At 69.6% G+C, this 14,444-nt stretch carries 14 protein-coding genes; 10 read left to right on the top strand and 4 right to left on the bottom strand.

Translation table 11 applies throughout. The annotated features are described in order from the left end of the window. Nucleotides 1-32: 32 nt before the first annotated feature. On the bottom strand, nt 33-713 hold the full coding sequence (locus tag E3O50_RS15545) for a lysophospholipid acyltransferase family protein (protein ID WP_134445996.1): 681 nt from the start codon (nt 711-713) through the stop codon (nt 33-35). A gap of 178 nt (nt 714-891) precedes the next feature. On the opposite strand from E3O50_RS15545, the gene dxr reads away from it, so the two are divergent. After that, nucleotides 892-1,980 carry a 1-deoxy-D-xylulose-5-phosphate reductoisomerase gene (gene dxr / locus E3O50_RS15540; RefSeq protein ID WP_134445870.1) on the top strand — a complete coding sequence of 363 codons (1,089 nt, stop codon included), beginning with the start codon at nt 892-894 and terminating at the stop codon, nt 1,978-1,980. Nucleotides 1,981-1,997: 17 nt separating this feature from the next. Here dxr and E3O50_RS15535 read toward each other — a convergent pair whose 3' ends face one another. The 3 genes from E3O50_RS15535 to E3O50_RS15525 are packed head-to-tail and all read right to left on the bottom strand — an operon-like array spanning nt 1,998 to nt 4,814. After that, complete coding sequence (locus E3O50_RS15535; protein WP_134445869.1) at nt 1,998-2,912, bottom strand: NAD-dependent epimerase/dehydratase family protein; 915 nt, start codon at nt 2,910-2,912, stop codon at nt 1,998-2,000. 25 nt (nt 2,913-2,937) lie between these two features. After that, a complete protein-coding gene (locus E3O50_RS15530; RefSeq protein WP_134559506.1) occupies nt 2,938-3,411 on the bottom strand; it encodes a hypothetical protein in 474 nt (157 codons plus the stop codon). Then, nucleotides 3,408-4,814: a serine/threonine-protein kinase gene (locus E3O50_RS15525; RefSeq protein ID WP_134445867.1), complete on the bottom strand. Its 1,407-nt coding sequence runs from the start codon at nt 4,812-4,814 to the stop codon at nt 3,408-3,410. Before E3O50_RS15525 ends, E3O50_RS15530 begins: the two co-directional genes overlap by 4 nt. Before the next feature lie 85 nt (nt 4,815-4,899). Between E3O50_RS15525 and E3O50_RS15520 the strand changes: the two genes are divergently transcribed. The 9 genes from E3O50_RS15520 to E3O50_RS15480 form a co-directional block, all read left to right on the top strand. Continuing rightward, complete coding sequence (locus E3O50_RS15520) at nt 4,900-6,309, top strand: RIP metalloprotease (protein ID WP_198413642.1); 1,410 nt, start codon at nt 4,900-4,902, stop codon at nt 6,307-6,309. Between the two features lie 151 nt (nt 6,310-6,460). Continuing rightward, complete coding sequence (locus E3O50_RS15515; protein WP_198413641.1) at nt 6,461-7,732, top strand: sensor histidine kinase; 1,272 nt, start codon at nt 6,461-6,463, stop codon at nt 7,730-7,732. Beyond that, nucleotides 7,729-8,388, top strand: a complete 660-nt coding sequence (locus E3O50_RS15510; protein WP_134559504.1) for a response regulator transcription factor — start codon at nt 7,729-7,731, stop codon at nt 8,386-8,388. The genes E3O50_RS15515 and E3O50_RS15510 overlap by 4 nt, the downstream gene beginning before the upstream one ends. A 132-nt stretch (nt 8,389-8,520) precedes the next feature. Next, nucleotides 8,521-8,889, top strand: coding sequence for a hypothetical protein (locus E3O50_RS15505; RefSeq protein ID WP_241975396.1), 369 nt, complete (start codon nt 8,521-8,523; stop codon nt 8,887-8,889). A gap of 163 nt (nt 8,890-9,052) precedes the next feature. Further along, on the top strand, nt 9,053-10,210 hold the full coding sequence (gene ispG / locus E3O50_RS15500) for a flavodoxin-dependent (E)-4-hydroxy-3-methylbut-2-enyl-diphosphate synthase (RefSeq protein ID WP_174774622.1): 1,158 nt from the start codon (nt 9,053-9,055) through the stop codon (nt 10,208-10,210). Nucleotides 10,211-10,338: 128 nt separating this feature from the next. Beyond that, entirely contained in the window at nt 10,339-12,102 is a 1,764-nt protein-coding gene (locus tag E3O50_RS15495; protein ID WP_134559502.1) for a proline--tRNA ligase, read from the top strand. Nucleotides 12,103-12,237: 135 nt separating this feature from the next. Beyond that, nucleotides 12,238-13,248 carry a transcription termination factor NusA gene (gene nusA, locus E3O50_RS15490; RefSeq protein ID WP_134445864.1) on the top strand — a complete coding sequence of 337 codons (1,011 nt, stop codon included), beginning with the start codon at nt 12,238-12,240 and terminating at the stop codon, nt 13,246-13,248. Nucleotides 13,249-13,256: 8 nt separating this feature from the next. Next, nucleotides 13,257-13,514: a YlxR family protein gene (locus E3O50_RS15485; protein WP_134559500.1), complete on the top strand. Its 258-nt coding sequence runs from the start codon at nt 13,257-13,259 to the stop codon at nt 13,512-13,514. 76 nt (nt 13,515-13,590) lie between these two features. After that, nucleotides 13,591-14,444 (top strand): translation initiation factor IF-2 N-terminal domain-containing protein (locus E3O50_RS15480; protein ID WP_174775396.1); only part of this gene is annotated, 854 nt, incomplete at its 3' end.

Here is a 14,444-nt window from a genome sequence, read left to right as displayed (position 1 = left end):
TGTTTCCGCGCGCCGGTAGCTGCTGAACCCGGCTAGACGCGTTCTCGCGGGAAGACCTTGTCTGCGAGCCCGTGCAGCCCGGGGCGGGGTGATTCGTTGTACCGCCCGGCGAGCTCCTGGCCGGAGAGCTGGTGGATCGCGGCCATGATCTCGTCGGTGGCCTGGCGCCTGGCCCGGCCTGAGGTCGCGGGCCCGTGGCGGCTCACGTCGATCGGTTCGCCGAAGTTCACGGTGATCTTCCGCACCCGCGGGATCCGGGTGCCGACGGGCTGGATCTCCTGGGTGCCGATCAGGCCGACCGGCACGACGACGGCACCCGTCGTGAGGGCGAGCCAGGCGACGCCGGTGCGCCCCTTGTAGAGCCGTCCGTCGAGGGAGCGGGTGCCCTCTGGGTAGATGGCGAAGGCGCTGTCCGACTCGAGGATGCTGCGGCCCGCGTCGAGCGCGTCCTGTGCGGCCTGGCCCGCGCCGCGTTCGATCCCGACAGCACCGATCGACTCGAACCAGGTTCGGGTGAGATAGCCCTTGATTCCCGTCCCGGTGAAGTACGTCGACTTCGCAAGGTACTGCACCCGACGCGGCGTCACGAGCGGGATGACCATGCTGTCGATGAAGGAGAGGTGGTTGCTCGCGATGATGACCCGGCCGGAGCGGGGGATGTTCTCGGTCCCCGTGATGACGGGCCGGAAGATGATCCGGGCGATCGGCGCCATGACGCCGTAACTCAGGTAGTAGACGAATCCGGGACGACGGGTCCTGGGGAGATCCGAGGCGGTCTCCGCGACCTCGTCGGGCTCCTGGATAAGGGGTTCCTGGGGTTCGTCCTTGGCTCCGGTCACTGCTCGACCCTACCGCCGTGACACCCGGTACCACGAAAGCTAGCATGAGGGAATGCGCAGACGAGTAGTAATTCTCGGGTCCACCGGCTCGATCGGAACCCAGGCCCTCGATGTGATCCGGGCGAATCCCACCCGGTTCGAAGTGGTCGGACTCTCGGCAGGCGCCAACCGGGAGATGCTCGCGCAACAGGCCGAGGAATTCCAGGTCGACGACACCGCGCTCGGCGCCGACGAATCCGAACAGCTCGTGACGGATGTCGACGCCGACGTCGTGCTCAACGGCATCACGGGCTCCGTGGGGCTCGGTCCGACCCTCGCGGCGCTCAGGGCCGGGCGCACCCTCGCCCTCGCGAACAAGGAATCCCTCATCGTGGGCGGCGACCTCGTCACGGCGCTCGCCGCACCCGGGCAGATCGTGCCGGTCGACTCTGAGCATTCCGCGATCGCGCAGGCGTTGCGCTCGGGGACGGCACGTGAGGTGTCCCGGCTCGTGCTGACGGCATCCGGTGGCCCGTTCCGGGGCCGCACCCGCGAGGAGATGCGGGCCGTCACCCCCGCCCAGGCGCTCGCGCACCCGACCTGGGACATGGGGCTCGTCGTCACGACGAACTCGTCGACCCTCGTGAACAAGGGCCTCGAGATCATCGAGGCTCACCTGCTTTTCGATGTCGCCTACGAAGACATTGACGTCGCCGTGCACCCGCAGTCGATCGTGCACTCGATGGTCGAGTTCATCGACGGCTCGACGATCGCCCAGGCCTCGCCGCCCGACATGCGCCTGCCGATCTCGCTCGGCCTCGACTGGCCGAACCGGGTCGCCGCCGTCGGTGTTCCCCTCGATTGGACGAAGCCGCAGACCTGGACCTTCGAACCGCTCGACACCGTTGCGTTCCCGGCCGTCGCGCTCGCGAAGCAGGTCGGCCGTGCCGGTGGCACATACCCGGCCGTGTTCAACGCGGCCAATGAGCAGGCCGTCGCCGCGTTCCACGCCGGCAGGATCGGATTCCTCGACATCGTGGACACCATCCAGCGGGTCGTCGAGACCCACGAGCAGGACGGCCCGCTCACCCGGGAGTCCCTCGCGGCAGCAGAGACCTGGGCGCGCGCCGCCGCAGACAAGCTCCTCGCCCGATCTGCATAACCCCCGGCGGCCCGGGGTCAGGCGCGGTAGCTGTCCGCCGTCGTGGTGAGCGCGTCGAGCCACGGGGTGGCGACGACGCCGAGCTCGCGTTCGGTCTCCGCAGAGTCGATGATGAACGGCGACGTGAACTGGTAGCTCGAGGCGTAGACCTCACGCATCAGGGGGTTGGCCAGGCCGATGCTGCGCAGCACCCACTGTGGGTAGCCGGAGACCGAGCCCGCGCAGTCGTAGCGTTCGTTCAGCTCGGCCGCGATCTCCACGCGGCTGGCCGACGCACTCGGCACGTGCCAGATCCGGCCCCAGTCCCCGGCGTAGTCCGCGGCGGCGATCAGGGTCGAAACGATGTCGGGCAGGTAGCTCCAGCTGTGCGGGAGCTCGGGCCTGCCCACGACGCGCGCGGTCTTCGAAGCCAGGATCGCGGTGAAGAAGTCCGTGCCGAGGTGCGCGGTACCGGTCGCTCCCGGCCCGAAGTAGTCGCTCGCGCGCACCTCGACCGCCCGGATCTGCCCGGCCTCGTGCGCCGCACGCACCCGGCGCCACCCCTCCCTGCGAACCAGGCCCTTGCGCTCGGTCGTCGTCTCCGGCGTGTGCTCGGTCATCGCGCCGCGCGGTGTGCCGTAGGGGTAGAGGTTCCCCATCACAACGAGGGAGGCGCCACTCGCCGCGGCGGCTGTGATCGCCGCGCCGATGATCGGCGGCCACTGCGCGGCCCAGTCCGTGTATGGCGGGTTCGTGCAGAGGAAGATCGTCGAGGCCCCTGCCGCCGCGGCGGAGAAAGCGTCCGGGTCGCTCGCGTCGAGTACCAGCGGGGTCGCGCCGGCCGCTGCTGAGCCTGAGCGCGTCGCGATCGTGACGGTGTCCCCGCGCGCCGCGAGCCGTTCGGCGACGGGACGGCCGATCAGGCCGGCCCCGACTACAAGATGGTGAGTCATATGTCCTTCCGGCCCATGACGAGGGTCACCCGTCGCAGTTGTCCTTTTTCGGATTGCACTTGTCCTTCTTACCGTTGCCCTTGTCGTTGCCGCTGTCAACGGAAGGAGCCGGGACCGGGACGGCGGACGGAGGAGCGGAACTGAGCCTGGCCGCCTCCTCGAGCGCGGCGAGGTCTGCGGTCACACTGTCGATCGCAGCCTGGATCTCTGTCGCGCGGGTCCCCGTGACCTGGCCGGTCGCGGCCGCCGTGAGCAGGTCGGCCTGCACGGCGTCGAGGGCGGCAGAGGCGCCCGGGTAGTCGCCTGCCGCAGCGGCCTCCGTCACCGAGAGCACGCCGGACTGCAACTGGGTCGCCGTCGACGGCTGAACGGGGGAGCTGTCGGAGGCGCACCCCGTGAGGGCGGCGGCCACGAGCAGTGCGCCGCCCACGAGCGCGGCGAGGCGGCCGCGGATGCCGTTGGCGCCGGTGCCGGTCCTGGTGCGCATGCCGATGCTCACGGTGCCACGCTTTCCTGGAGCTGTCGCAGGTGGTCGCCGAGGGTTCCGGCGACGTCGGGGTATGCCGTGGTGCTCGTGGACGGACCGGCCGGGGCATCCGCCTGCGCAGCGGGGCGCAGCGTGAAGCCGAGCACGACGATCGTGATCAGGGCGACCGCAGCGACGGCGAGCACGGCGAGACCGGTCCTGCCTGTGAGCACGCGAGGCCAGGCCGTCGACCGGGGTGGGCGAGCGGATGCGGCCGGCGCCCCGGCCGCCTGTCGTGGCTCCCCAGCACCGAAGGAAACCGTCTCGGCAGTGAACCCGGCACTGGCGAAGACGGTGGACTCGCCGGGAAGGACCCGGGTCGGGGTATCCGCCGGCGCGAAGGCGCGTGTCGCCGCATAGGCCGCCGTCGGGTCCAGCGCCTGCGTCGGGGCATCCGCCGCCGGGAGGACGCTCGCCGGGGTGTACGCCTCCGTCGTCGCGCCGGCATCGGGTGACACTGTCGCCTCCGTCGTTCCCGCGATGGTTTCCGCCGCCGCCTCGGACTGCGCCAGCAGTCGCAGCCGCACCGCGGCATCCGCCGGTCTGAGCCGCTCGTCCGGTTCGCGGCGGGTCATGCCGCCGAGCACGTCTGCCCAGGCCCGACCGAAGGTCGGGGAGATCTCCGGGTCGCGCTGCAACCGCGCCATCGCGGACTCGATCGCCGTTCCCGGGTATGCCCGCTCGCCGGTGAGGCATTCGAGCAGCACGAGACCGAGCGAGTAGACGTCGCTCGGCGCTCCGATCGTCGTGCCGAGCGCCTGTTCGGGGCTGAGATAGCCGGCCGTGCCGAGGAAGGTGCCGGTCGCCGTGAGGCGGGTCGCGTCGACGAGGCGGGCGATGCCGAAGTCGGCGAGCTTGGCGTGCGACGCGCGTCCGGGGAACCCGGAGGCGGCGAGCAGCACGTTCGCCGGCTTGATGTCGCGGTGGATGATCCCGCGTTCGTGCACGTAGTGCAGCGCTTCGGCGAGGTCTGCGCCGAGCGTTGCGACCTCCGAGCGCGGCATCGGGCCGGCGGCGATCCTCGTTCGGAGGTCGGTTCCGTCGACGAGCTCCATCACGATGAAGGTGCGCGCGGTCCCGTCGACGACCGCGGTGCCTGCGTCGAAGAGCGTGACGAGGGCGAAGTGGTTGAGGCTCGCCAGCACGGCGACTTCGCCGCTCTGCCGTTCCGAACCCGCGTCGTCCGTCGTGTCGAGCCGGAAGAGCTTGACCGCGACGGTGCGTCCGAGGGCGAGGTCGGTCGCCTCATAGACGACGGCCATCCCGCCGACGCCGATCAGGCGGTCGATCCGGAAGCGGTCAGCGAGGCTGACGCCGATGAGGCCGTCAACGGGGCGGGGACCGCCGGAGGAAAGCGAAGGCAGGGGAAACTCCATTCGGGTTCGGTACCCCCCAAGCAAACCACACCCCGCATAGCGAACCGCCAGCGGCCTGTCAGCTTCGGGTGGGTAATCTACGACTGTGGAAACCGTGCTGCTGTACATATTGGGCGTCGTGATCGTCGTCGTCGGACTCGCCCTGTCCATCGGCCTGCACGAAATCGGCCACCTGCTGCCGGCGAAGGCGTTCGGCGTCAAGGTCACCCAGTACATGATCGGCTTCGGCCCCACGCTCTGGTCGCGCCGCAAGGGCGAGACGGAATACGGCGTGAAGGCCATTCCCCTCGGTGGCTATATCTCGATGATCGGCATGTTCCCGCCCGCGAAACCCGGGGAGAAGCCGCACCCGAACAGCACGGGCTTCTTCAACCAGCTTGTGCAGGAAGGCGCTCCTGCCCAGGACCCGACAGCCCAGGACCCGAGCGCGAAGAAGCCGGGGGCCCTGACGAGCCTTGTCGAAGATGCCCGGCAGTCGAGCGCCGACACGATCGGCGCCGGCGAGGAACACCGCGCCTTCTACCGCCTGGCGGTGTGGAAGCGCATCATCATCATGCTCGGCGGGCCCACCATGAACCTGCTGATCGCGGTCGTGCTCTTCGCGGTCCTCCTGATGGGCTTCGGCACCGCGCAGGCGAGCACAACGGTCGGCAGTGTGTCCGCGTGCGTGCTCCCCGCGACGAGCACCCAGACGACCTGTGCCGCGACCGACGAGAAGTCCCCGGGCGCGGCGGCGGGCCTGCAGCCCGGCGATCGCCTCGTGAGCATCGGTGGCACCGCGATCACGAGCTGGGACCAGTCGACCGGGATCATCCGCAGCTCGCCCGGCACCCCGCTCGCCGTCGTCGTCGACCGCGCCGGAACCGACGTGACTCTCACGATCACCCCCAAACTGACCGAACGGTACGTTCTCGACGCCGCGGGGAAGGTCACCACGGATGCCGACGGTAAGGCCATCACGCAGGAAGTCGGCTTCGTCGGCATCGGCCCGGCAGGCGAACTCGTCCAGCAGCCCGCCACGGCCGTGCTGCCCGCCGTCGGCGACAACGTCGGCGCCGTCGTGCACATGATCCTGAACCTCCCGCAGCGGATGGTCGACATCGTCAACGCCGCGTTCGGTCCCGGCGAGCGCGACCCGAACGGTCCGATCAGCGTCGTCGGGGTCGGCCGCGTCGCCGGCGAGATCGCGAGCATCAACACCATCCCCGTCGCGAGCAAGGCCGCGAGCCTGATCGGCCTGCTCGCCTCCCTCAACGTTGCCCTCTTCGTGTTCAACCTGATCCCGCTGATGCCGCTCGACGGAGGCCACGTCGCCGGCGCACTCTGGGAGGGCCTGCGCCGCCGGGTCGCGAAGCTCTTCAAGCGCAAGGATCCCGGCCCCGTCGACATGGCCAGGCTGATGCCGATCACCTTCGCGGTCGTCATCCTGCTCGGCGGCATGAGCCTCCTGCTCATCTACGCCGACATCGTCAAGCCGATCAACCTCTTCGGCTGAGCCCGGCACCTTTCCGGTCGAGAGTGACCTTTCCGCGGGTCACTCCCGACCGGAACGGTCACACACAGGGGCCGCCCAGGGCCTGAACGCGCACGGGCACGTACTCCCGGGGGCGGATGCCGCGGGTCGTTCCGGCACGTAGCATCGGAATATGCCGCCACACTGGGATACCGACGCGCCGTGGTTCGACCATGAGCGCTCTCTTCCCGGCGGCCCAGGCAGCCGGATGCCCCGCGCGGGCCGCGTGCTCTTCCCCGCGATCTTCTCGTTCCTGGTCCAGGTGCCCGCCACCGTGCTGCTCGCCCGCTACGGCCGCGACTTCGGCCATGCCGGCCACGACCTCGGTGGTGAGCTCGGCGCGCCCCGGCCCGGCTGGTTCCTCGCGGTCGCCCTCGCCCTGATCGGCCCGATCGCCCTCCTCGGCGCACGCCGTTTCCCTGGCCCTGTCGCAGCCGTGTGCGCTGCGGCGGCCGGCGCGCTCATCCTGCTCCGCCCGGACGTCGGCCTGCCCTACGTCGCCCTGGGTTTCGCGATCGTGCTCGGGATCGTGCGCGGCGCGCGGGTCTGGGTCTACGCATCCGTCGCCCTGGCCTGGACGGCGACGATCGCGCTCGCCGGGACGCTCGGAGTGCCGCTTCAGCCCGCCCGTGTCGCGCTCACGACCGTCGCCCTCGCCGTGCTCTGCGCGATCGGAGAGACGGTACGCACCCGGCGCGAGCAGATGCGCGAGCTGCGCCGCCGAGCGGATGCCCGCCGCCAGTCCGCGGAACAGCGCGAGCGGGTGCGCATCGCGCGCGAACTCCACGACGTGCTCGCACATTCGCTGTCCCTGATCAACGTGCAGGCCGGAGTCGGGCTGCACCTCATCGACAGCCAGCCCGCCAAGGCGGCAGAGGCCCTCGCGAACATCAAGCTCACGAGCAAGAACGCGCTCGACGAGGTGCGCACGGTGCTCGGCATCCTGCGCGCGGACGCCGAGGGGGAGACCGGTGAGCGTGCCGGGGGAGCCGTGCCGCTCACCCCCGAGCCCGACCTGTCCCGGCTTCCCGCCCTGATCGACTCGTACAGCGCCCAGGGGCTGCACGTCTGGCTGGTCGGGCAACTGGCGCCCGTGACGGAGGCCACGACCGCCGCCACCCAGCTCGCGCTCTACCGGATCTGCCAGGAGGCACTCACCAACGTGCTGAGGCACTCGCAGACGCTCTCCGCGACCGTCCGGCTCGAGCTCGACGACGGTGACGCCGTGCTCACCGTGACCGACGAGGGCTCGACAGAGCCGCTCGACCCGGCCATCGTTCCCGGCGGCGGCCTGCTCGGTATGCGCGAACGTGCGGAACTCCTCGGCGGGAGCCTGCGGGTCGAACGACCCTCGCCGGGCGGGTTCCTCGTCGAGGCGCGCCTGCCCCTGCGGAGGAGCCGGTGATCCGCGTCGTGATCGCAGACGACCAGCAGCTGATCCGGGCCGGCTTCCGTTCGCTGCTCGAGTCCGAACCGGATCTCGAGGTCGTCGCAGACGCCGCGACGGGGACGGAAGCCGTCGAGCAGGTCACCCGGCTCCGGCCAGACGTCGTGCTGATGGACATCCGGATGCCCGGCGGCGACGGCCTCTGGGCGACAGAGCAGATCGTCGGCAACCCCGAGCTCGGGGGAACGCACATCGTGATCGTGACGACCTTCGAGCTTGACGAGTACGTCGTCCAGGCGATCCGGGCGGGCGCGAGCGGCTTCCTCGTCAAGGACACCGAACCGACCGAACTGATCCGGGCCGTGCGCGTCGCGGCGGCGGGGGACGCGCTGCTTTCGCCCGGCGTGACCCGGCGACTGCTCACCCGGCTCGAGACCGGGCTGCGGCGCCCGAGCGATCCGGCGGCGCTGGCCGTGCTCACGGACCGGGAGCGCGAGGTGCTCGCGCTCGTCGGCCGGGGGCTCACGAACACCGAAATCGGCGTTCGGCTATTCCTGAGCCCGCTCACCGCGAAGACGCACGTGTCGCCGATCATGTCGAAGCTCGCCGCGCGCGACCGTGTGCAACTCGTGATCCTTGCCTACGAGACGGGCCTCGTCAGCGACGGCTGGTGACCTGCACCCCGGGGAGTAGTCCAAGTGCCTCCTCCGGGCCGATGCCCCGGCGAGCGGGGCCGGAAAGAATCGGATCATCGGTTCTTCCCCACCGAGGCCCCGCAGGGGGTCCTCACACAGATTGGACTCACCATGCTTTCGACAGCGGTTCTCACCGGGTTCGCCACCCATATGGGCTACGGCCCCGGCTGGGGCGGCGGGCCGGTCTGGTTGTTCTTCCTGATCCCCTTCTTCGGCCTGCTCCTCGTGGTCGCCCTGTTCGCGATCCTCGGCAGGCGCTGGCGTCGTCACGGCGGACCCGGATTCTCCGGCCACCCCGGCTGGCAGGCGTGGCAGGCGGCCCAGGCCGGGCAGGCCGACGGCACCCGCAGCGCCGAGAAGACCCTCGCCGAGCGCTTCGCCCAGGGCGACATCGACGAGGTCGAGTATCGGGCCCGCCTCGAGGTGCTCCGCGCCAACCGCGCGGACCCCACTCCCGGCGCCCCACTCCCGCCCCAGTAGCGGCGCGACCGGTTCCCGGCTCCTCCGGGCGAGCGCGCCACTTGCGCCGCTTTGCTGCAGGCACGCCTGTCGCGTAGCGGCGGAGCCGGCGCGCAACGGCCGGCCCGGTGCGGAAATCGCCTGGGCCGGGCATCCGCCCAGTCAGGGCACCTAAGATATTCGCGTGGCTGCAATCAATTTGGGAATGCCCAAAGTACCTGAAATCCTCGCTCCCCGGCGCAAGAGCCGGCAGATCAAGGTCGGCAAGGTCCTCGTCGGCGGTGACGCCCGTGTGAGCGTCCAGTCGATGACGACGACCCCGACCACCAACATCAACGGCACCCTGCAGCAGATCGCCGAACTCACGGCGAGCGGATGCGATATCGTGCGTGTCGCCGTCCCGAGCCGTGACGACGCAGAGGCCCTGCCGATCATCGCGAAGAAGAGCCAGATCCCCGTGATCGCGGACATCCACTTCCAGCCGAGTTACGTGTTCGCGGCGATCGACGCGGGCTGCGCCGGCGTGCGGGTCAACCCGGGCAACATCCGCAAGTTCGACGACCAGGTCGGCAAGATCGCGGCGGCGGCCAAGGCCGCCGGCGTCTCGATCCGGATCGGCGTCAACGCCGGCTCCCTCGAGCCGAGCATCATGCAGAAGTACGGCAAGGCCACCCCTGAGGCGCTCGTCGAGAGCGCCGTCTGGGAGGCGAGCCTCTTCGAGGAACACGACTTCCACGACTTCAAGATCTCGGTCAAGCACAACGACCCCGTGATCATGGTCAAGGCGTACCGCCTCCTCGCCGAGCGCGGCGACTGGCCCCTGCACCTGGGTGTCACCGAGGCCGGCCCCTCCTTCCAGGGCACCATCAAGAGCGCGACGGCCTTCGGCATCCTGCTCGGCGAGGGCATCGGCGACACCATCCGCGTGTCGCTCAGCGCCCCTCCCGCCGAAGAGGTCAAGGTCGGCCTGCAGATCCTCCAGTCGCTCAACCTCCGCGAACGCAAGCTCGAGATCGTCTCCTGCCCGAGTTGCGGCCGCGCCCAGGTGGATGTCTACAAGCTCGCGAACGACGTCACCGACGGCCTCGAGGGCATGACCGTTCCTTTGCGCGTCGCCGTGATGGGCTGCGTCGTCAACGGACCGGGCGAGGCCCGCGACGCCGACCTCGGCGTCGCATCCGGCAACGGCAAGGGCCAGATCTTCGTGCGCGGCGAGGTCATCAAGACCGTGCCGGAGTCCGAGATCGTCGCGACCCTGATCGAGGAGGCCAACCGCCTCGCCGCAGAGATGCCGCCGTCCGAGGACTCCCTCGGCGCCCCCGTGGTCACCATCTCGCGGTAGCGCGACCCGCCGCAACCGCCGCATTCCCGCGGAAACTGTTGCCGTTGCGGACAACTGAGCCTGCTCTGCCGGCCACGGTTGTCCGCAACGGCAACAGTCGTGTCCGGCGCGCGCCGTAAAGTAGGGGGGTGCCTACACGTCTGTCGTCTTATTTCCTCCGTACCCTTCGCGAAGACCCCTCGGATGCCGAGGTCACCAGTCACCGACTCCTCGTCCGGGCCGGTTACATCCGCCGCCAGGCCCCCGGCATCTTCGCCTGGCTCCCGATCGGCCTCCGCGTCAAGAACAAGATCGAGACCATCGTCCGCGAGGAGATGGCCGAGGCCGGCGCCTTCGAGGTGCACTTCCCCGCCCTGCTCCCGCGCGAACCCTACGAGGTCACCGGCCGCTGGGACGAGTACGGCGAGGGCCTCTTCCGCCTCCAGGACCGCAAGGGAAGCGACCTCCTGCTCGCGCCGACCCACGAGGAGGTCTTCACGCTGCTCGTCAAGGACCTCTACAACAGCTACAAGGACCTGCCCCTGTCGATCTACCAGATCCAGGACAAGTACCGCGACGAGGCCCGTCCCCGCGCCGGCCTCCTCCGCGGCCGCGAGTTCACGATGAAGGACGCGTACTCCTTCGACTACACCGACGCCGGCCTCGACCTGAGCTACCAGGCCCAGCGCGACGCCTACGAGCGCATCTTCACCCGTCTCGGCCTCGAGTACGTCATGGTCAAGGCGGATGCCGGCGCGATGGGCGGATCCCGGAGCGAAGAGTTCCTGCACCCCACCCCCATCGGCGAAGACACCTTCGTGCGTTCGGCCGGCGGGTACGCAGCCAACGTCGAGGCATTCACGACCCTGGTCCCTCCCGTCATCGACTGGACGGCGCTTCCGGCCGCCGAGGTGCACGACACCCCGGACACCCCTACCATCCAGACCCTCGTCGACAGCGCGAACGCGAACCACCCGCGCACCGACGGCAGGGAGTGGACCGCAGCGGACACCCTCAAGAACATCGTGCTCGCCCTGACCAACCTCGACGGCACCCGCGACCTCGTCATCGTCGGCGTTCCGGGTGACCGCGACGTCGACCTCAAGCGCGCCGAGGTCGCCTTCGCCCCCGCAGAGGTCGAAGCGGCGAACGCAGGCGACCTCGCCAAGCACCCGGGTCTCGTCACGGGCTACATCGGACCGTGGGCCCTGGCCGGTGCAGTGCTCGGCGAGAAATCGGCCACCGGCATCCGTTATCTCGTCGACCCCCGCGTCGTCGACGGCACCGCGTGGATCACCGGAGCGAACGAGAACGGTCGTCACGTCTTCGGCCTCGTCGCCGGGCGCGACTTCGCCGCCGACGGAACCGCGGAGGTCGCGAACGTTCGCGCCGGCGACCCGGCGCCCGACGGCTCCGGCCCTGTCGAGCTTGCCCGCGGCGTCGAGATCGGCCACGTCTTCCAGCTCGGCCGGAAGTACGCCGAAGCGCTCGGACTCAAGGTTCTCGACGAGAACGGAAAGCTCGTCACGGTCACGATGGGTTCGTACGGGATCGGGGTCACCCGCATCCTCGCCCTCCTCGCGGAGCTCAACAACGATCCGAAGGGCCTGATCTGGCCGGTGTCGGTCGCCCCGTTCGACGTGCACGTGATCGCGGCAGGGCGCGACGAGATCGTCTTCGAGACCGCGGCCGCGGTGGCCGCGACCCTCGAGGCGACCGGGCGGGAGGTCATCTACGACGACCGCCGCAAGGTCTCGCCCGGCGTCAAGTTCGGCGACGCCGAACTGATCGGGGTCCCGCAGATCGTGATCGTCGGACGCGGAGCCGTCGACGGCATCGTCGAGCTCTGGGACCGCAGCTCGGGAGAGCGCATCCAGTGCGCTGTGGACAACCTCGGGGCGCACTTCGCCTGAGAACCGCCCAGAAAGTCCGTCTGGAACAGGCGCCCGTCCCCTTCGGGGTGACGGGCGCCTGTTCCGTCGGGTACCGTAGATACCAGCCCGCTGCGCAGTTTCGCGGCGGCAGAATCTGAATAGAGGAGGCCGGCCATGGACATCGACCTCAGCGTGTTGCGGCAGTTGGAGCGCGAGAAAGAGATTCCCTTCGAGGAACTCGTGCAGATCATCGAGCAGGCGATCTTGACGGCATACGTCAAGCACACCCACCAGGGTGAGACAACGAAGCAGGCCGTCGAAGAAGAGCCGGAAGCGCGTGTCGTCCTCGACCGCAAGTCCGGCCATGTCGACATTTTTGTACCAGAGCTCGACGACGACGGCAACGTCATCGGCGAAGCGATCAACAACCCGACCGACTTCGGCCGGATCGCGGCCTTCGCCGCGAAGCAGGTCATCAACCAGCGTCTCCGCGACCTGGCCGATGACGCGGTGCTCGGAGAATTCAAGGGACGCGAGGGCGAGATCGTCGCCGGCGTCATCCAGCAGGGCCCGAACCCGCGGATGATCCACGTCGACCTCGGCACGATCGAAGCGATCCTTCCGCCGGAAGAACAGGTCCCCGGCGAGACCTACGTGCACGGAGCCCGGATCCGGGTCTACGTCACGGCCGTCGGCAAGGGCCTCAAGGGGCCGCAGATCACCGTGTCGCGCACCCACCCGTCCCTCGTCCGGCGCCTGTTCGCCCTCGAGGTCCCCGAGATCGCGAGCGGTGTCGTCGAGATCGTCTCCCTCGCCCGCGAGGCCGGCCACCGCACCAAGATGGCCGTGCGCGCGACCGAGCCCGGCGTCAACGCCAAGGGCGCCTGCATCGGCGAACTGGGCCAGCGCGTCCGGGCCGTGACGGCTGAGCTCAACAACGAGAAGATCGACATCGTCGACTACTCGCCGGACCTCGCGACGTTCGTCGCGAGCGCCCTGTCGCCGGCTAAGGTGACGAGCGCCTACGTGATCGACCAGTCGATCAAGGCCGTTCGCGCCCTCGTTCCCGACTACCAGCTCTCGCTCGCGATCGGCAAGGAGGGCCAGAATGCCCGTCTGGCCGCCAAGCTGACGGGTGCCAAAATCGACATCCAGCCGGACAGCATCCTGGAGGACACGGAATAGGGGGTACGATGGAACCCGTTAGAACGTGCATTGGATGCCGTTCGCGCGGTCCGCGTGCCTCTTTACAGAGGTTCGTAGCCCGAGACTCGGAACTCGTGGTGGATCAAACCGCCACTCTGCCCGGTCGAGGCGCGTGGCTGCATCCCAGCATCGAATGCTTCCAAGACGCACTGCGGCGACGCGCTTTCGGGCGTGCCCTTCGCGTGACCAGTCCTCTGGACGCGAAACAACTAGAGAACAGGCTGAACTGGCTAATGGACAACTAATGAGCGGCTCGAAATGAGACCCGTCCGTTACTAACGGTCTGCCCCTTTCCGGGTGCAGACCCGGAATTGGAGAATTGTGGCTGCGAAACCACGCGTACATGAGATCGCTAGCGAGCTCAATGTCGACAGCAAGGTAGCCCTTGCGAAACTGAAAGAGATGGGCGAGTTCGTCAAGGGCCCGTCCAGCAGTGTTGAACCCCCGGTAGCCCGTCGTCTGCGCGCGGCTCTGCTGGCCGACGCCGCTTCCGGCGCCGGAACCACTGCCCCGTCAACCACCCCGGGTGCCGGCGCAACGCCGGGTGCCCCCACAGGCGTCAAGCCCGGCGCGCGGCCCTCACCGGCCCGCCTCGCGGTCAAGCCGGGTGCACGCCCGAGTGCGGCTCCTGCCGCGCCCGTCGAGGCCCCCGCAGCGGATGCCGCACCGCATCCCGTCGCGCCCCTCACCGTCGCAGAGCGCCAGACGGTCGCCGTCGAAAAGGCCGCAGCCGCTGAGAAGTCCGCGAGCATCGAGAAGGCTGCCGAACAGGCTGCCGCAGCAGACCCGACCGCCCCGAAGACGGCCACCCCGGCGGCCAAGTCCGACCGTGGTCCGTCCACGGGCGCCAAGCCCGGCGCGAGCGTTCCGCGCCCGCCGTCGGCACGTCCGGGCAACAACCCCTTCGCCAGCAACCAGGGCATGGGCAAGACCCCCACGCCGCGTCCGGGCAACAACCCGTTCGCGAGCGCACAGGGCATGGGCCAGCGCCCGCCGTCCTCGACGGCCCCGAGCAACATCCCCCGTCCCGCCGCACCCCGCCCCGGCGCACCGCGTCCGGGCGGACCCGGCCAGGCTCCGCGCCCGACCGGTTTCGGCCAGCGTCCCGGCGCGTTCCAGCGTCCGGGCGGCGCCGGAGCCGGCGGAGCACGTCCCGCCTTCCAGCGCCCCGGTGG

Source organism: Cryobacterium sp. MDB1-18-1 (assembly GCF_004402735.1).
GTDB classification, from domain to species: domain Bacteria; phylum Actinomycetota; class Actinomycetes; order Actinomycetales; family Microbacteriaceae; genus Cryobacterium; species Cryobacterium glucosi.
The sequence above is the reverse complement of the archived record's forward strand: the minus strand, read 5'-3'. Positions and strand labels throughout refer to the sequence as shown.

What these genes read in the sequence shown, in the direction of transcription:
- E3O50_RS15505 (WP_241975396.1), top strand. Translation starts at nt 8,521, where the DNA reads ATGCTTTCGACAGCGGTTCTCACCGGGTTCGCCACCCATATGGGCTAC.
- dxr (WP_134445870.1), top strand. Translation starts at nt 892, where the DNA reads ATGCGCAGACGAGTAGTAATTCTCGGGTCCACCGGCTCGATCGGAACC.
- E3O50_RS15545 (WP_134445996.1), bottom strand. Translation starts at nt 713, where the DNA reads ATGGCGCCGATCGCCCGGATCATCTTCCGGCCCGTCATCACGGGGACC.
- nusA (WP_134445864.1), top strand. Translation starts at nt 12,238, where the DNA reads ATGGACATCGACCTCAGCGTGTTGCGGCAGTTGGAGCGCGAGAAAGAG.
- E3O50_RS15525 (WP_134445867.1), bottom strand. Translation starts at nt 4,814, where the DNA reads ATGGAGTTTCCCCTGCCTTCGCTTTCCTCCGGCGGTCCCCGCCCCGTT.
- E3O50_RS15485 (WP_134559500.1), top strand. Translation starts at nt 13,257, where the DNA reads ATGGAACCCGTTAGAACGTGCATTGGATGCCGTTCGCGCGGTCCGCGT.
- E3O50_RS15535 (WP_134445869.1), bottom strand. Translation starts at nt 2,912, where the DNA reads ATGACTCACCATCTTGTAGTCGGGGCCGGCCTGATCGGCCGTCCCGTC.
- E3O50_RS15515 (WP_198413641.1), top strand. Translation starts at nt 6,461, where the DNA reads ATGCCGCCACACTGGGATACCGACGCGCCGTGGTTCGACCATGAGCGC.